General features: G+C 54.8%; 12 protein-coding genes. 4 read left to right on the forward strand and 8 right to left on the reverse strand.

Features of this window, described 5'->3' with window-relative positions; all coding sequences use genetic code 11:
- Positions 1-37: 37 nt before the first annotated feature.
- The 8 genes from HQL65_10300 to recA all read right to left on the reverse strand — a co-directional run bounded on the left by HQL65_10300 (position 38) and on the right by recA (position 14,022).
- Positions 38-640, reverse strand: coding sequence for a hypothetical protein (locus tag HQL65_10300; GenBank protein MBF0136620.1), 603 nt, complete (start codon positions 638-640; stop codon positions 38-40).
- Positions 641-879: 239 nt separating this feature from the next.
- Positions 880-1,083, reverse strand: a complete 204-nt coding sequence (locus HQL65_10305) for a putative selenoprotein (GenBank protein MBF0136621.1) — start codon at positions 1,081-1,083, stop codon at positions 880-882.
- Between the two features lie 8 nt (positions 1,084-1,091).
- Positions 1,092-3,149 carry a carbon starvation protein A gene (locus HQL65_10310; GenBank protein ID MBF0136622.1) on the reverse strand — a complete coding sequence of 686 codons (2,058 nt, stop codon included), beginning with the start codon at positions 3,147-3,149 and terminating at the stop codon, positions 1,092-1,094.
- A 43-nt stretch (positions 3,150-3,192) separates the two neighbouring features.
- A complete protein-coding gene (locus HQL65_10315) occupies positions 3,193-6,879 on the reverse strand; it encodes an SLBB domain-containing protein (GenBank protein ID MBF0136623.1) in 3,687 nt (1,228 codons plus the stop codon).
- Between the two features lie 84 nt (positions 6,880-6,963).
- Entirely contained in the window at positions 6,964-7,935 is a 972-nt protein-coding gene (locus tag HQL65_10320; protein MBF0136624.1) for a hypothetical protein, read from the reverse strand.
- A 451-nt stretch (positions 7,936-8,386) separates the two neighbouring features.
- Positions 8,387-10,336 carry a hypothetical protein gene (locus HQL65_10325; protein MBF0136625.1) on the reverse strand — a complete coding sequence of 650 codons (1,950 nt, stop codon included), beginning with the start codon at positions 10,334-10,336 and terminating at the stop codon, positions 8,387-8,389.
- A gap of 263 nt (positions 10,337-10,599) precedes the next feature.
- Complete coding sequence (gene parC, locus HQL65_10330) at positions 10,600-12,873, reverse strand: DNA topoisomerase IV subunit A (GenBank protein MBF0136626.1); 2,274 nt, start codon at positions 12,871-12,873, stop codon at positions 10,600-10,602.
- 39 nt (positions 12,874-12,912) lie between these two features.
- Positions 12,913-14,022, reverse strand: coding sequence for a recombinase RecA (recA, locus tag HQL65_10335; protein MBF0136627.1), 1,110 nt, complete (start codon positions 14,020-14,022; stop codon positions 12,913-12,915).
- A gap of 334 nt (positions 14,023-14,356) precedes the next feature.
- On the opposite strand from recA, the gene HQL65_10340 reads away from it, so the two are divergent.
- The 4 genes from HQL65_10340 to HQL65_10355 are packed head-to-tail and all read left to right on the forward strand — an operon-like array spanning position 14,357 to position 17,792.
- Entirely contained in the window at positions 14,357-15,394 is a 1,038-nt protein-coding gene (locus HQL65_10340; protein ID MBF0136628.1) for a type IV pilus twitching motility protein PilT, read from the forward strand.
- A gap of 16 nt (positions 15,395-15,410) precedes the next feature.
- Positions 15,411-16,040, forward strand: a complete 630-nt coding sequence (locus HQL65_10345; protein ID MBF0136629.1) for a hypothetical protein — start codon at positions 15,411-15,413, stop codon at positions 16,038-16,040.
- Entirely contained in the window at positions 16,037-16,618 is a 582-nt protein-coding gene (locus tag HQL65_10350; GenBank protein MBF0136630.1) for a hypothetical protein, read from the forward strand. The genes HQL65_10345 and HQL65_10350 overlap by 4 nt, the downstream gene beginning before the upstream one ends.
- A 52-nt stretch (positions 16,619-16,670) precedes the next feature.
- Positions 16,671-17,792, forward strand: a complete 1,122-nt coding sequence (locus tag HQL65_10355; protein MBF0136631.1) for a PilT/PilU family type 4a pilus ATPase — start codon at positions 16,671-16,673, stop codon at positions 17,790-17,792.
- The last annotated feature ends 12 nt before the right edge of the window (positions 17,793-17,804 follow it).

Consider the following 17,804-nt stretch of genomic DNA (forward strand, 5'->3'; position numbering starts at 1 on the left):
TGAAAAGTAGCTTATCCGCGATGGTCGTTTGTCGGATTCACGCTGAACCAGTACAATCCGTTCCCAGGGCATCGTTGATCATGGCATGAGAGTCGTCATCATTGGCTGCCAGTTGCCATTTCAGGATGGGGTCTATCTGGTCGCGATTGTGCCACCGAGTCAGGATATCTTGCAAACGGGCATCATCAATGTGTTCCACGCGCAACGCAATCTGATCACCAAATTTTGCCAAGGCATCCATGCATTGCTGCCAATTCAACAGCCAATTCTGGTGACCAGATCCGATCAAGAGTGACTTGCCTTGTCGCAACAGCACCAGTGAGTCGATTCCGGTATCCGGCAACCCGGAAGACAAATCATGAAGATGCAGGAAATCGAACAAAGCCTCTTCTTGTTGTTGTTGATTCGGAGAGTTTCTGTTTTCTCGCCAATGACGTTCCACACAAGCCTGGAATTGACCCGGATGTGTCGGCATCTTCTCACGATGAAAGTTGAAAATCGCCGGATAGTCCTGTTCACAAGTCAAATAAGGCCATGCCACTGAAAGATGGCGCAGAAAACCAATCCAGTCCCATTCCAGATAATGGAGATCGGTGCCATCAATTTCACCCCAGATCAGGGTTTTTTTTATGTAAAGCAAAACTCCACCCCAAGAGGCATCAGAAACGTTCGTACAGGACGCCGGATTGGGCTTTTTCCACCTGACATGGATATGCAAACCATCCGCATGGCCAAAAATCTGATCGTGACCCGAAAGATCAAAACTCGCGATATCTTTCTGACGAACTGGCATTATTTTTTATCCAATTTCTGCTTGAACCAATTTGAATTGGGATTCCGTGAATCCGTGCTTTTTGGCACGTGCGAGAAGCTCTTTTCTCAACAGCACCGCCCAGGTCGCCCTCCACGTCCTCCATAGCGGGCTTCCTGTCGTTCCTGGACAAAAGCCGCAAGGGTCATGACAGGTTGCTCTGGGTGGTGTTGCCGTTGGTGTTGCACATAATTTTCATAGTCTGGCATTCCGACGACAAGGCGGGCCGCCTTGCTGAACAGGGCCCAGTAGTGGCGCAGGCGTTGGCGCATTTCCCTGTTTATCCGCAAGCCAACTGTGGATTTTCCGGGAGTTCCCGGGTTGTTGGTTGGGCACTGCGGCGTGCCAGGATGCAAGACCGGATGCCAAAACCCAGGATGATCAAGACCACGGACATGAACAAAATGGCCAGGGAGACATCGACCCGGTCGTTGAAGATGATCTGGTGCATTTGATCCAGGGATTTGGCCGGGGCCAGAATTTCATTCCTGGCCAGATAATCCTGAAACCGTGCGGCATGGGCCAGGAAACCGATTCTGGGATTGGGATGGAAAATTTTTTGCCAGGCGGCGGTCAGGGTACTGATCAGGAGCCAGAGGGTGGGCAGGGCGGTCACCCAGGCATAACGATCCTGTTTCATCTTGAAAAGCACCACCGTGGCGAAAATCAGGGCAATACTGGCGAGCATTTGATTGGCAATCCCGAACAGGGGCCACAAGGTGTTGATGCCGCCGAAGGGATCCACCACCCCCTGATGGAGAAAATATCCCCAGGCACTCACACAAAGGAACGTGGCCAGCAGGTTGCCGGTCCAGGAGCCGGTCTGTTTGAGGGGCTTGAAAAAAAATCCAAGCAAGTCCTGCAACATGAAACGGCCTGCCCGGGTTCCGGCATCGACCGCAGTCAGGATGAACAGGGCCTCGAAAAGGATGGCAAAGTGGTACCAGAATCCCATCATCTCCTTGCCGCCAAAAAGCTGGGAGAAGATGGCGGCCATGCCCACGGCCAGGGTGGGGGCACCGCCGGTTCGGGAGAGAATGGTTGTTTCGCCGACATCGGTGGCGGTTTGCTGGATCATTTCGGGAGTGACGACAAATCCCCATTGACCGATGGCCTGGGCGGCATTCTGGACGGTGGGTCCCAGGATGGCGGTGGGGCTGTTCATGGAAAAATAGATGCCGGGTTCGATACAGCCGGCGGCCACCAGGGCCATGATGGCGACAAAGGCTTCCATGAGCATGCCGCCATAACCGATAAAACGGGCGTGGAGTTCATTTTCCAACATTTTGGGGGTGGTGCCCGAGGCAATGAGTGAATGAAAACCGGAAACCGCCCCGCAAGCGATGGTGATGAATAAAAACGGAAAGAGGGTACCGGACCAGACCGGGCCGGTGCCATCGGTAAATTGGGTGAAGGCCGGCATTTTCATGGGGGGAGCCACCAGGATGATGGCGATGGCCAAGCCGAAGATGGTGCCGATTTTGAGAAAGGTGGAGAGGTAATCCCGGGGTGCCAGGAGCAGCCAGACCGGCAACACCGAGGCAAAAAAGCCGTAGGCAATCAGCATCCAGGTCAAATCCTGGGCACTGAAGGTAAAGAGCGGTGCCCAGGTTGGACTCTGCATGACCCAGCCTCCGATCACGATGGAGGCCATGAGCAACACGAAACCCAGGAGGGAAACCTCGCCGATGCAACCGGGGCGCAGGAAACGCAGATAGACGCCCATGAACAGGGCGATGGGGATGGTGGCGGCGACTGTGAAGGTTCCCCAGGGACTTTCGGCCAGCGCCTTGACCACAATCAGGGCCAGGACCGCCAGCAGGATCACCATGATCATGAAGGTGCCAAACAGGGCGATGATCCCCGGCACTTCACCCATTTCCGTTTTGATCAATTCCCCGAGGGAACGCCCGTCCCGGCGCATGGAGATGAAGAGAATCATGAAATCCTGGACCGCACCGGCCAGAACGACACCGAAAAGCAGCCACATCATGCCCGGATAGTAGCCCATTTGTGACGCGAGAACCGGACCAACCAGGGGACCGGCCCCGGCAATGGCGGCAAAATGATGGCCGAAAAGGACATATTTGTTGGTGGGGACAAAATCCAGGCCGTCATTTTTACGGATGGCAGGGGTCAGGCGCAGAGGATCGAGGCGCATGACCCGATTGGCGATGAAAAGACTGTAATATCGATAGCTGACCAGATAGACCGCCAGGGCGGCGACGACGATCCAGAGTGCATTGATGGTTTCGCCGCGATGCAGGGCGATGGTGCCCAGGGCAAAGGCACCTGCCAGTCCCAACAAAATCCAGGGCAACTGCCCCAGTACACGCATGGACATGGATCTATTCATGACAGGAATCGGTTCATGGAAAGGACTACTTTCCAACGATACCAAGCTGTTTGATGGCAGCCGTGGTGATGGTCAGATTGTAGAGAATACTGGAGACCTCTTTCAGGAATTGCATGATTTCGACCTGATCGGTCTTGAGTGGCACGACGACAGTATCTCCAGGTGTCACGTCCGGACTGCCCATGTTGAACCACGCTGAACCAAAAATGCTGTTATCGTTTTTGGGAATGACCTGACCGTTGGCCTTGACGATATACAGGCCATCCTTGTCGGCATTGCTGCTGAAACCACCACTCAGGCTGATGTAATCTTCGGGTGACTTGCCTTGGCGGTATTGGTGGGAGGTGGGATAGTTGACCTCACCCAATACGGTCACTTCGCTGCTTCTCGGGGGCAGCAAAATCTGGTCACCATCCCGCAATCGGATGGAGACATTGGCTTTTTTATTAAAATCCCAGAAGAAGGAGTCGGCCACGGGTGCCTTGTCATCGGCCGCTCCCTCCAGGATGGCTGGCAGGTCAATGGCCAATCGACCCTGGGGATGGGTCTCTTTCAATTGTGCCATCATGATACCCAGAACAGCCGGATCGACGGCCATGCCTTGATTTTTTTCGGTATTGAAGTTGGATCTGGCGTGGATCATGGTAAATTTGACAATTTCCATTTCCAGACGATTGGCCAGGGCTTCCATCTCTTTGCGTTCTCTTTCTTTCAGGTCTTCCCGCAGGAATATGGCCCCTTCCGGGAACGCAAACTCGGTCAGGTTGCCGGCACGTTCGATCAATTGCTTGAGTGTTTCCCCTTTTTTGACTGGATAGGTACCGGGGAAACGAACCTCTCCCTGGATGGAGACACGCATGGTTCCTGACCAGTTGGGGACCGGCTTGATGGTCAGGGTATCGAAAGGATGCAATTCCAGGTCGGCGGCAGGATTTCCTGACAAAACATCGTTCAGGACGACGCGCAAATGTTCCATTTCCCGGTTTTTGTTATCGACGACGTAGAAGCGTGTGATTTCTGCTTCCAGGGTATAGGCCGGTTCAGCCATCCAGCCACCGGCCCGAATCAGGTCGCTGATGCGCATGTTTTCTTCCAGGGGATAGCGACCGGGAAAGCGGACCATGCCCGAGACGCCGACGATTCGGGAGGGTTGGGAAAAGGTGGCTTGGGCCTGGAGTTGTTCGAGGACGGGCTTCAGCAATCCTTCGCGGGTGCGCCGCGACCAACTGTAAAAGTGGTCGGCCAATTCCGGGGAGTTGGTGGGCACTTTGAGGAAAGAAAATTTTTCCTTGGCATCTTCTTTTGGCATGCCACCGGTCATGAAGGCTGGCAGGTCTGTGACGGTCTGGCGGAACTGCTTGAAGCGTTCACGTTGGTTGAATTGACCAAAAATGGCGTTCTGGGGCAGTTCTTCCTTTGCTGCGTCCGAGGCGGTTGCTGCCGAACCGGTTCCTCCACCCTGGAGAACATTGGCTGGAGAGCTGGTGGATTCCTGGGTACCGGGCTGCTGGAGTTGTCGATTGTTGATCATGCCTTGGCGGCCAAAATATCCTCCGGCATTGCGACCCGAAAAATCGGCACCACCGGCCATCAGTGCTTGCGAAAGGGATTTTTCATCGTCACTCGTATTGCTTTCCTTTGGATAAAAACTGTTACCGGAACCGCGCATTTTTTTGGCCGAGTTGGCATTGAAGAACTCTTCGGCGCGGGTGGGAGGGGCATTGGCCGGGGCAGTGAAAGGATTGTTTTTTTGTTCTTTTTCAGGGATGCGATCCGGGCCGCCTCCCTGGCCGGGTATTTTCAGGTCACGAAAGAACAATCCTTTTCGGCTTTGACCGGGCGCATATTCTTCAAAATAGTTGCTGCTGGCAAACACGATGAGTTTGTCTTCGGCGCGCACGAGAATGTCGCTGGGTGAACCTTCATTGCCAAGAATATCCCGCAACCGGATTGAAATCGGGGCGATACGGCCATCCTTGTCCAGGACCCGGACCAGGAGGGCATAATCGAGATCGGTTCCTGGCAAGGTTTCGGCGGCTGAGCGGAGCAATTCTGAAACATGCATGCCTTGGGCATGGGGATAGATACCGGGGAAGCGGACGTTGCCTTCGATGGCGACGACGGGTTCCAATTGATCGGATGCCGTTTGGCGGCGCAGTTCGGTGATCCAGGGTTCCAGGGTTTTGGCCCGATCTTCATTCAACCCCAGGACCAGGATTTCATCCCGGGATTGGAGAGGGATATTATAGGTGGATTTGGGGTCGGCGAGGGCTTGGTCCAACCGGGTGGAGAAAATTTTCCAGCGATGACTGCCGCCAACTTCGCGGCGAATGAGGACGTACCCGAGGTCGGGATTTTCCTGGAGGAGACGGGGGGAGGGGATGATGTCGGTCAGGCGCACGCCTGCTCGCCATTCGTAGGGACCTGAACGTTCGACATGACCGGTCAAAGTGACCACATCATCCATTTTTTCAAGAACGGACTGGATGCGGATGGTATCGCCATTTTGGACCCGGGTTTTGGTCAACCCGTTTTGGCCGAGATCCAGGGCCAGCACGCGGCGTCCTTTGCCTTCTTGAATACGTTCCAGTTGCACGCCTTTTTTATGGGCTGATGGGAGAAAGCCACCGGCAATTTTCAAGACATCCTGGACGGTTTTTTCATTTTTCAGTTCGAAGATTCCAGGCCGGTGAACCTCGCCTTCGATTCCGACCGTGGGACCGATGGATGGTACGAAGATGACATCGCCATCCACCAATCGAGTATCATGACTGGCATCGCCCCGCATGAGCAGGTCGTACAAGTCCAGTGTTGTCACGACCTGGTCACCACGTTTCAGTTGGATGTTACGCAACGATCCCATGGGCGTGACACCACCGCTGGCGAACAAGGCGTTGATCATGGTGGAGAGGGCATTGACGGTGAAGGAACCGGGGCGTCGGACATCACCCAGGACAAACACACGCATGGAACGCAAGGTTCCCATGGAGACATGGCTCAATTCGTACCCGATCAGTTGGGATTTGATGCGTTCGGCAAACAAACTGTTGAGTTCAAGAAAAGTGACCCCTGCCACGGGTATGAGGCCGATTCCAGGAAAGTTGACCATCCCTTCGCGATTGACCTTGAGGTTATGGCTCTGAAATGCTTTCCCCGACATCTGAATCTGGATTGAATCGCCTGGTCCGACCACGTAGTTGGTTGGAATGGGAATACTTGTTACCGGGGCAAAGGACGACGGTGTTCCATCGAAGAGATCGTAGCCAAACTGCCTGAGTGCCTGGGGGGTGGAAGGACGAGATTCTCGGAAAGCATGTGTGGACTCAGGGTGGATTTCTGCACCTTTGTTTCTTCCGGATCTGATGACAGGTCCCGGCTCAGGGATTGGCAGACGAGCTGGGTGAACCCTGTTCAGAGCGCTTTCTTGAGGAATGGGAATCTTGTCAGTTTTTGTTTCCTTGCCTTGGTCACCGCTGGTTGGTTGACCCGGATCCATGTCACCGTCCATATTGGACGACCCACCACCACCACCTTCTGCTCCAGTGGAGGGAAAATCAAGCAAACCGCCGGAGGATTTTTTTCCTCCTCCTCGCAGAATGTTCAGCAAGCCTGCGCCCACATCCCTATCATCCTCGGCCATCATTTCCCGCGGAGGAAAAAGCGTGACCAGGGCCACAATCATCAGGATGATTCCATAAAGTCTGCTGTGCATGTCGGACCATTTTCTTTGTCAGGACGAAACCCTGGACGCTACCAGAATTTAACCTGCCTGCCAAGGTTTCTTTTCCTGCCAGGATCAAAACCCTCCCTGAATGCCCATGCTGATCAGACCATACTGGCGATTGAATCGGGAGGATGTGTATTTGTTGTAGGAAAACGGCACTTCGCTGAGGAGCTGATGCTCCATCATTTGGGTCCTGAGAAAGAAGCCGATACTTTTGAAAGGTTTATAGCCAAATTCCGTTGAGATGATCGTGTTGGAGTCATAATAGGGAATGCCGGAATTTTTCAGGTCTTCATCCATTTGGCGGTTGACTCTTTCGTATCGGGCACCGGCGCGAAATCTCCATCTGTCGGTAAACCACAGATATGTTCCGCCAAAATGGTGGTAGGTAGCTTTGTAACGCATGTTCAACATGTCAGGTCCCGGATATTTGGGTTCCAGGTCCACGATATGAAAGCCGATCAGTTGACAAATGCCGGCATCGCCGGAGACCAACTGGCCGGTGAGTTCATATTTGGAGGGGGAATCCAGGCTGTATTCGCAATCCCTGCCCATGTTGGCAACAAATTTTTTGAATCCAATCTGACTGGTGCCACCGCCGATAAACAGGGAAAATGAATCTCTGGGGCCGATATTCCAGGTTCCGATCAGGTCCAGTTGAGTTTGCTCATCACCCGGTTTTTCCAGGCGGACATTACGCACGGACGTTCCTTCCATGGCTGTTCCGTCCAAGGTGATGGAGGATGTTTTCCGGTTGACTTCCTTGGCCCAGTTTCCCCATTGCGTGAAGCGGATGCCCAGGGCTGGTAATTTTCCCAGGTTGATGGTCATCTGATACTGAATAGACCTTTGCCAACTGAGACCGTCCAGTGGATCCTGGGGCGTCTGTAATACGCGACTCCAGATCGAACCATCGATCCAGAGACGGCGTGTCAAAGCCAGACCGGCTGAGAGATGCCCTCCTTTGTAATCTCCCACATTGGTATTGGCATATTCCAGATCCTTGTCGCGCAGGTTGGCAAAATCGACCTTATTGTTCATCATATCCAGTGAAAGTTCAAATTCGCCATGCAGGGGAGGGTATCCACGTTGGGCCGTGAGGAATTCATCAAGCGGCGCTCCAATGGCCTGTAACGAACATTCGGTGCTTCCCCAGGCAAATATCAAGAAAGCGATACACCATCTTCCGGTCTTTCGTTCTGAAACAAATTTGGAGCGCAAAATCAACTGTCCCCTCTCTGGTGACATGTGGCGACGCCGTTCGCGGTCTTGATCAGGTTTTCGTCAAACAGCCCATCGGGGGGATATCATAATATTTTTATTCATGTATGGCACCCTCTTGTGGACACGAGGAGACCGGGCACCGAGAGCGTTGTCGATTGGCGATGGATCATGAAGAAAGTGTGGGACATGATGCTGCGCAGTTGCTTCAAAGAAAAAAGGAGTGTGCAAGATGCACACTCCTTTGCAAGAACAAACAGCAACTCGATGCAGTTTACTTCACAGTGAAGGAACCCTGAATCGTGTCAAACTTGCCGTCGCCGGTATCCGTCAATGAGCCGTTGCCAGTGGCATCGAACCCCATGGGGAGGCCAGCCAACTTGATCTGGTAGAAGTAGGAGCCTTGGGTAACGGCCGCATTCAGGACCGAAGCCAGGGTTGAGTTTGCATTATAGAGGCTGAAAATCTTGGCCTCCATTTTGGCTTCGTTGGTGCTGCCGGTGGCACCTGTCTCTGTTCCAGTGGTCACCGTTGCGCCTGACTGGTTGGTGAAACCATTGGAGCCAACGAGTACGCTGTCAAAGGCTGCGTTGGTTACGGTGAGGGTCGAAGCCGCCGTGGAATTTTGTTGGTAGTAGGTGACCGTAGCGGTACCGTTGGCAGGCAGGGTCAGCTTCAGGTTTTTGCCATCTGCTTCGTACTGCATGTCATAGGTAGCACTGATATAGCGTTCGGAAGCAGCTCTGGTTGCCGTCGTGCCATCTTTCAGCAGCAACGAAACCGTTGCAGTACCTCTGACGACAGGAATGTTGGTCAGGGCAAAGTTGATCGAGGGCGGAACGGCCTGTGCGCCTGGATCGCGCTGGTCACCCGGATATTTGACGGTGGTCAACTTGGCCAGGTTTTGGCCGTTGATCGTCGAGGTGGATGGAATGTTGACGGTAACCGTCGAGCCGCTGAATGTCGGCGCATCGGTGGACAACACAACGGTGCTGCCACCTGAGTTGACATCCCGGACGGACAACTTACCGGAGGCACCGTTCAGGAACACGGTGCTGCCTTTGACAGCCACATCACCCGCTGCGGCAGCGGCGGTGGCTGCTGCTGTTGAGGACTGTGTGGCTGTGCTGGCCAACACGGTCGAGTTGATGGCCGTGGTGGAGAGATTTTTGATCTGCGTCATCAGATCGGTGAGTGTTGAAGTTGCGGTCAGGGCTGCGGCTGCACTCAGATACTTGGCACCCTCGGTGCTTGTCGAGCCGAGCAGGGCACCGGCGGTTTGCCAGAGGATTTTTGCAGCACCTACCAGCTTCAAGGAAGTCGATGCCAACGTTGAGGTCAGATTCGGAGCGCTGGTACCGAGCGTCGTGCCGTAGGCCGTCGCGACGGAGGTGAGCGGGATGGCATTGACGCCAACGGTCAGATTCCGATTGATCACCTGATTGGCCACATCAGCCGCAGCCAGATACAGGGTATTCATCAAAGCCGGATTGGTTGGCACGGTGGGCAATGAACCCAGTTTGAGTTCCGTTCCAATGTCGGCGATGACCTTGGCCATGCTGCCAAAAGAGGCACTGGCGGCCTGGACCCGGCGCAACATTTCACCGGCGGCTTCCAGACCCAGGGCATATTCACCGGCTTGTTGTGCAGTCAGGCCCGTCACGGGTGTGGAGAAGGGATCGAAAGTGGCTGGGTTGGCAGCGACACCATCGACACCGAACCCGAAGTAGTCCAGTACCGCATCATCGACGGTTGTAATGGTTTGTTGGGTGATTGTTCCGCCGGTTCCCACGTTGGCAGCGGCAGCGGCAGCAATCAAGGAGGTGATGGCGTTGGCATTGACGGTCGCGCTGACGCTGGTCACCAGGGTGGTCAGATCCATGATCGGTGTATTACCGGTCACATCGTCGGTACCGCCGCTGAAGGCCAGCGTATAAGCGGTTGTTCCAGACGGAAGGGTTGTTTTAAAGCTGTACGTACCATGGCTCGGGGTCCCGCTGACCTTGCCGCCATTGTAGGTGATTGTCGAGCCATGCAGAGGCCCTTTGGCTGCGAAGCCGGACACTGTGGAATTTCCGGCAGCGGCGTCTCCCACCACCGGTGCAGCGGCTGACGTACTGCCACTGCTACCACCACCACACGCTGCGATTCCGACGGTCAGGATACCTGCCAGGGCGAGCAGAGTGCTCTTGTTGGCCAATGTTTTCATCCCCCACTGCTTCATGTCTTAAACTCCTCACAATCTTTTAATCAGGTTGATCCCATCCTTAGAGGGTTGTGTTTCCTAAGGGAAAGGGTAGAAGCCCATGTGGTCAACGTTGACCTTTTTTTGTGACGGCTCCTAAATGCGGACCAGTATACACCAATTTCCTAAAAAAACAATCCTGCCATTCCATTCTCTCCATCAGTTCCGCAGCAAGGTCGCACATTGCCAAAGTTGCCACTCCGTGTCAATCCAAAACAATTTCATGATGCGATAAATATATTTCAGGTCTCCTCCTCAAGGCCAAGATCACCGGTATGACCCTTTCCGGCAAGGTCAGGAGACGACCCGCTCCCCTGAAATACGGCCCCGCTCAAGAATCCGTGCGGCAACATGGTCCCGCGATTGCCTCTCGGGGCGACCCATTTTTCCAGATCGGGAAAATGGCGGGTACGTTTCCCCGAGTCAAGAGTGATTCCTTCCTCGGGCTTGAAAGTCATGACATCCACCAGTTGCTCGTCTCTTTGCAGACGCTGGATACGGACACCCTTGCCGCGCGACAGGAGCGGAAACTCATTGATGTCACAAATCAGCAGTCGCCGTCCGTGGGTGATGGATCCGACAAGGCTGCCGCGCACGGGGTGGATGGAGAGGAGTTCATCCCCATCACTGAATGACAAAACCTGCTTGCCGGTTTTTTGATTGGCGACAAAGTCGTTTCCCTTGATCCGGAATCCCTGTCCCAACCGCGTCGCAACAAAATACTCCTTTTCACTCTCAATCACGAGGACCCATCGTATGGCATCTCCGCCTTCAATATCAAAAATCACGGTCAACGGATCCCCAAACCCTTTTCCCGAAGGCAACCGGTCCACCAGGGTGGAGTAGATCTTGCCTGATCTGGCCACAAAGGTGACGGTATCATTCGAGAAGGCATTCACCTGCATCAACAAGTCGTCGTCGCCTTTGAACCTTTGTTTGTCAAGATCGGCATCGTGGCCTTTCAGGGTCTTTACCCAACCCATGAGTGACAAAACGACCGTTTGGGGTTCACGCTGAATCAAATCTTCTGGTCGCAGGTCGATTTCCGGGGGTACGCCACCGAGTTCGGTCCGGCGGGGATCGGCAAACTCCTTGCGGGTTTTCTGTACCTCCTGCTGCACGGCACCCCACATGCGCTGGTCATCGGTCAGCAGGGATCGCAGATGATTGGCGCGTTCTTCTTTTTCAGTGATCTCCTTGCGGATCGCCATCTCTTCAAGTCGGCGCAGAGAGCGCAACCTCAAATTGAGAATGGCCTCGGCCTGTTCCGCGTCCAGATGAAAACGGCGCATGAGAACCGGGGCGGGATCGTCATGCTCCTTGATGATGGCGATGACAGCGTCAATGTTCAGATGGACTGTCAAAAAAGCGGCCAGTTGATGCAGACGTTGCTGGATGCGCTCCAGTTCGTGTCGGCTGCGGCGGGTGATCACCTCAAACCGGTGATTCAACCAGGCCTGCAATACCCTTTTTAGATCAAGAACTTCTGGACGGGCCTCGGCGGTGATCACATTCAGGTTGACGGAGACCCGTACCTCAAGATCCGTGTTTTTGAACAGGTAGGCCATCACCTTTTCCGGTTCAATATTACGGACTTTCGGTTCCAGGACGATGCGCAACTGCGTGTCGGACTCGTCACGCACGTCGGCCAGAAACGGCGACTTTTTTTCGACGATCAACTGGGCAATACGCTCGATCAAGCGTGCCTTGGGAATCTGGTATGGAATTTCGCTGATCACGAGTCGCCAACCACCTCGTTGCAGTTTTTCCACGCTCCAGCGTGCCCGCAACCGCAAGGTACCTCGGCCTGTACGGTAGGTTTCGAGAATTTCCAACTGATCCGAAACCAGTACGCCACCAGTGGGAAAATCGGGACCCGGAACAAGCGCCACCAACTCTTCGATGGTGGCCTCGGGCTTGCGGATCAACAACAGGGCTGCCGCAAGAATTTCCCCAACGTTATGCGGGGGGATCGACGTGGACATACCCACGGCGATGCCTGTGGAACCATTGGCCAGCAGATTTGGAAACCGCGCTGGCAAGACGGTCGGTTCTTCCAGGGAGCCGTCGTAGGTGGGAACCAGGTTGACGGTCTCCTGGTCCAGATCTTCAAGCAAAGCTTGTGCCACTTTTGTCAGGCGCGCCTCGGTATAACGCATGGCCGCCGCGCCATCGCCATCGATATTGCCGAAATTTCCCTGCCCATCCACAAGTGGATAGCGGACTGCGAACTCCTGTGCCAGGCGTACCATGGCCTCATAGGCGGCCTGGTCTCCGTGGGGGTGAAACTTGCCGATCACGTCGCCCACCACCCGCGCCGACTTTTTGAATCCCGATCCCGGATCCAGATGCAGGGCACGCATGGCAAACAAAATCCGCCGATGAACCGGCTTCAGTCCATCCCGAACGTCCGGCAGAGAGCGGCTGATGATCGTGGAGAGGGCATAGGCGAGATAACGGTCCTCCAGTTCCGTCCGGATGGGGGTTTCCCTGATGATGCCGACTGGAGAGGACATGAAAGGAATCAATCTCCCTGTTTCATTCGATTTGCCGGATTATGACTCTGTGGCTTTGGAGCCGTTCTTGGCGGTTGCCCTATCGGCACCCTCTGTGGCTTTGGGTCCATTCTTGGCGGTTGCCTTGTCGGCACTCTCGCCGCCGCCGAAACGGGGTTGGAGAGCATGCTTTATGCGCAAAAGATCTTCCAATTCGTGGCAGAGCGGTTCATTGTCGCGCAGGTAACGTTTGGCGTTTTCCCTCCCCTGACCAATGCGTTCGCCCTTGTAGGCATACCAGGCACCGGATTTTTCCAGAATGTTTTCTTCCACGGCCATGTCCAGGACCTCCCCGGTCAGGGAAATTCCTTCGCCATAGGTGATGTCAAACTCTGCGGATCGGAAAGGGGGGGCCATTTTATTCTTGACCACCTTGACCTTGCAGCGGCTGCCGATCACATCCTCTTTTTCCTTGATTGAATTGATGCGCCGAATATCCAGGCGCACCGAAGCATAAAATTTAAGCGCATTGCCGCCGGTCGTGGTTTCGGGGCTGCCGAACATGACGCCGATTTTCATGCGAATCTGGTTGATGAATAAAACGATGGAGTTGGACCGGGAGATGCTGCCCGTCAACTTGCGGAGGGCCTGGGACATGAGCCTGGCCTGCAAGCCCATGTGGGAATCTCCCATATCCCCTTCCAGCTCGGCTTTGGGCGTCAGGGCAGCCACCGAATCCACCACCACCAGATCCACGGCCCCGGAGCGCACGAGCATGTCGGTGATTTCCAGGGCCTGTTCGCCGGTATCCGGCTGGGAGATCAACAACTCTTCCACTTTCACCCCCAGTTTCCGGGTATAGCCCGGGTCCAGGGCATGTTCAGCATCAACAAAGGCGGCCACCCCCCCCTTTTTCTGGATTTCTGCCACCACATGCAAGGCCAGGGTCGTCTTGCCGGAGGCCTCCGGTCCATACACCTCCACCACCCGGCCCCGTGGCAATCCTCCAACTCCAAGCGCAATATCCAAACCGAGGGAACCGGTGGAAATGACCGGCACATGGTCCTGGATCGCACCATCCATACGCATGATGGAGCCTTTGCCGAATTGCCGTTCAATCTGGGTCATGGCCGCTTCCAGCGCCTGGGCCTTGTTACCATCCAGAGTCATTCTCGTTCCCCTTGGTTGCCAGTCGGTGACAGCTTCATGTCTGCTGCCTGCGGTTTCCCACAAAGCCAGTCAGTATAGCATGATTCACGGCATCGTGAACAAGAAAATGCAGCAAGAAGCAATTTTTCAGGCTGGAAGGGAGGAGGGGGACAGGAAGGGAGCAGGGAGGCAGGAAAGGATCGGTTGCCCGAACATATTCTTTACGTGTACGATAATAGAATCAGGTGTAGCAGAAAGCCGGGATTTTGTTTCAAGCAGAGCGTCACCCCAGGTGATGTATCCTTGGCCTTGTCAGCCCGTTTCAATGTAATTTCAGTCGCGGGGATCATGAATCATGGAAATATCCGAACTGTTGGCCTTCAGTGTCAAAAACAAAGCTTCCGACCTTCATCTGTCGGCAGGCATGCCGCCCCTCATCCGGGTTGATGGCGATATCCGCCGTATCGATGTCCCGGTTCTGGAGCATGAACAGGTTCATGACATGATCTATGACATCATGAATGATCGGCAACGCAAAGAATATGAAGAACATTTGGAGGCCGATTTTTCTTTTGAAATTCCTGGCCTGGCTCGTTTTCGTGTCAATGCCTTCGTCCAGAACCGGGGTGCCGGCGGTGTGTTCCGGACCATTCCTTCCGAGATTCTCTCGCTGGAACAGTTGAATGCTCCGGCCATTTTCAAGGAGTTTGCCCAGACGCCCCGGGGCATGGTTCTGGTCACCGGTCCCACCGGCTCGGGTAAATCGACCACCCTGGCGGCCATCATCGACAACAAAAACAAAACCGAATACGGCCACATCCTCACCATCGAGGATCCCATCGAATTTGTCCACCAGTCCAACAAATGCCTGATCAATCAACGCGAGGTGCATCGGGATACCCAGAGTTTCACCAATGCTCTGCGTTCTGCTCTGCGTGAGGATCCGGATGTCATCCTGGTTGGCGAAATGCGCGATCTGGAAACCATTCGTCTCGCCCTGACTGCCGCCGAGACTGGTCACCTGGTCTTCGGTACCCTGCATACCACTTCGGCGGCCAAAACCATCGACCGTATCGTCGATGTCTTCCCGGCAGCAGAAAAAGACATGATCCGCACCATGCTTTCCGAATCCCTGCGGGCCGTCATTTCACAAAACCTGCTCAAGAAAAAAGGGGGCGGGCGGGTCGCCGTGCATGAAATCATGGTCGCCACCAGTGCCATCCGCAACCTGATCCGGGAAAACAAGGTTGCACAAATGTATTCAGCCATCCAGACCGGCAAGGCCGTCGGCATGCAAACATTGGAACAAGGTTTGCAAGACCTGTTGCAGAAGGGTCTCATCACCAAGGAAGCGGCCCGTGACAAGGCCAACGTCAAGGATGCGTTTAAATAGCCAGGATTGCAAACCCATGCGCAAAATGTACCCCGGTGTTCGACTTCTCCCTTTATTGATTGCAGCCAGCCTGGCTGGCTGCAATCAGACTTGGTTGTCATCGGCACCACCGCCACCACCGCCCATGCCGGTGGCGCAGCCCATGCCACCGGCATTCCAGGAGGTCGATCTGATCGACATGAGTCACAAGATTGCCGACTCCCTGGTCGGGGAACTGCGCAAAAACCACCCCTCGTTTCACCGCCAGAAACCCATTCTGGTCGCCAGTTTTGTGGACCGGGCCAATGTGGACAGCACCTCGGAACTGGGTCTCCTGGTCGCCGACCACATCTCCTCCCGCCTGACCCAACAGGGTTACGCTGTGGTGGAGCCGAAACTGCGCGAAGACATTTCCATCCGGGTCATGGAAGGGGAGTTTGTCCTCTCGCGGGATGTTGACAAGCTTTCCAATGAATACAGGGCTTTCGCTGTCGTGGTAGGCAGTTATACCCGCAGCCGGGATACCCTGGATTTTACGACCCGCATGATCCAGGTCAAAAACAAGCAGGTTCTGGCCTCCATCGATGCCAAAATGCCTCTGGGAACCACCTCCCGGGATCTCCTGGTTGAAACGGGCGGACCTGCCCTGAAAGTGGTGGATCGATGAAGCGCCCTGGCACCACGGTTGTGGTGGCTGGCATCCTGACCGGCACGCTGTTGGCAGGAGCCGGGTGTGCGTCGCGCCCGCCGCCGGAAACCATGCCCCTGGTCTCCCAGCCCATGACACAGCCCATGCCCCAGGATTTGACCGAGTCGGCCTATGCCGCTGTTGACATCATGGTCCAGGAACTGGAAGAGCGCATGATGCCTCAACAAACCATCCTGCCCGTCACCTTTGTCAATCTGGACAACCTGGAAGAGACCTCCTCCCTGGGGCGGCTCATTGCCAGGCAGATGGCCTCCCGGTTTACCCAGAGAGGGTACTCCATGATGGAGGTCAAGGTGCGCAAGGATCTTGTCATTCGCAAGGATGAGGGGGAGTTCATCCTCTCGCGTGAGATTGAAAAAATCGGCCAGGAACACAAAGCCAAGGCCCTGCTGGTCGGCAGCTATACGGTTGCCCAGAACCGGATTTTCGTGAATGCCCAGATCATTCGCCTCAAGGACAAGGTGGCCCTGGCATCCAGGGATTTCAGTCTGGGCATGGGATCGGATATTCGGCATTTGTTGGGAAAGCCACTTTAACCCATCGTTGCAAGGGATGATGATCGTGGAACGTGACAATGCGAATCGCTTCATGCTGGATGCCCTGAAAACCATGATGGAACAGGGTGGGTCGGATCTGTTCATCACCGTGGGCTTTCCCCCCGCCATCAAAAAACACGGGAAAATGACACCCATGGCTGACAAGGCTTTGACAGCCTCGCAGACCCAGGAGCTGGCACGTTCCATCATGACCGAAAAACAGATCAAGGAGTTCGATCTGTCCCGGGAGTGCAACTTTGCCATTCATCCCCAGGGAATCGGGCGGTTTCGGGTCAATGCCTTTGTCCAGCAGGGGCGGGTCGGCATGGTGTTGCGGACCATCACGACGGATATTCCAGATTTCGACAAGCTGGGTTTGCCTCCGGTGTTGAAGGAGGTTGTCCTGACCAAGACGGGGCTGGTTTTGATGGTGGGGGGAACGGGTTCGGGCAAATCCACTTCGCTGGCTGCCATGCTCGGGCATCGCAATGCCATGACCCATGGTCACATCATCACCATCGAGGATCCCATCGAATATGTCCATCCCCACCACAACTGCCTGATCACCCAGCGGGAAGTCGGTGTGGACACCGAGGATTGGCACGCCGCCTTGAAAAACACCCTGCGTCAGGCCCCGGATGTCATCCTGATCGGAGAAATCCGTGACAGCGAAACCATGGAACATGCCATCAATTTTGCCGAGACCGGCCATCTGGCCCTTTCGACCCTGCATGCCAACAGCGCCAACCAGGCCCTGGACCGCATCATCAACATGTTTCCCTCCGACAAACGCCAACAACTCCTGATGGATTTGTCTCTCAACCTCAAGGCGGTGGTTTCGCAGCGCCTGATCCCCAAAATAGGTGGGGGGCGTGTGGCGGCCATCGAAATTCTGCTCAAATCTCCCCTCATCTCCGATTTGATCTTCAAGGGGGAGGTCCATGGCATCAAGGAAATCATGTCCAAATCCAACGAACTGGGCATGATCACCTTTGACCAGTCCCTCTTCAACCTCTATGAAAAGGGGTTGATTACCTACGAAGACGCCTTGCGCTTCTCGGATTCGGCCAACGAACTGCGCCTCAAGATCAAGCTGGAGAGCAAAACAGCCAAAAACAAGGACCTCGGAGCCAACCTGGGCGGGTTGAGCCTCAAGCCCAAAGAAGAGGGGTGAGTGGATAGACGC

The organism is Magnetococcales bacterium (assembly GCA_015228935.1).
Taxonomy (GTDB): Bacteria; Pseudomonadota; Magnetococcia; order Magnetococcales; family DC0425bin3; genus HA3dbin3.

What these genes read in the sequence shown, in the direction of transcription:
- HQL65_10305 (MBF0136621.1), bottom strand. Translation starts at nt 1,083, where the DNA reads ATGCGCCAACGCCTGCGCCACTACTGGGCCCTGTTCAGCAAGGCGGCC.
- HQL65_10310 (MBF0136622.1), bottom strand. Translation starts at nt 3,149, where the DNA reads ATGCGTGTACTGGGGCAGTTGCCCTGGATTTTGTTGGGACTGGCAGGT.
- HQL65_10315 (MBF0136623.1), bottom strand. Translation starts at nt 6,879, where the DNA reads ATGCACAGCAGACTTTATGGAATCATCCTGATGATTGTGGCCCTGGTC.
- HQL65_10320 (MBF0136624.1), bottom strand. Translation starts at nt 7,935, where the DNA reads ATGATGAACAATAAGGTCGATTTTGCCAACCTGCGCGACAAGGATCTG.
- HQL65_10325 (MBF0136625.1), bottom strand. Translation starts at nt 10,336, where the DNA reads ATGAAGCAGTGGGGGATGAAAACATTGGCCAACAAGAGCACTCTGCTC.
- parC (MBF0136626.1), bottom strand. Translation starts at nt 12,873, where the DNA reads ATGTCCTCTCCAGTCGGCATCATCAGGGAAACCCCCATCCGGACGGAA.
- recA (MBF0136627.1), bottom strand. Translation starts at nt 14,022, where the DNA reads ATGACTCTGGATGGTAACAAGGCCCAGGCGCTGGAAGCGGCCATGACC.
- HQL65_10340 (MBF0136628.1), top strand. Translation starts at nt 14,357, where the DNA reads ATGGAAATATCCGAACTGTTGGCCTTCAGTGTCAAAAACAAAGCTTCC.
- HQL65_10345 (MBF0136629.1), top strand. Translation starts at nt 15,411, where the DNA reads ATGCGCAAAATGTACCCCGGTGTTCGACTTCTCCCTTTATTGATTGCA.
- HQL65_10350 (MBF0136630.1), top strand. Translation starts at nt 16,037, where the DNA reads ATGAAGCGCCCTGGCACCACGGTTGTGGTGGCTGGCATCCTGACCGGC.
- HQL65_10355 (MBF0136631.1), top strand. Translation starts at nt 16,671, where the DNA reads ATGCTGGATGCCCTGAAAACCATGATGGAACAGGGTGGGTCGGATCTG.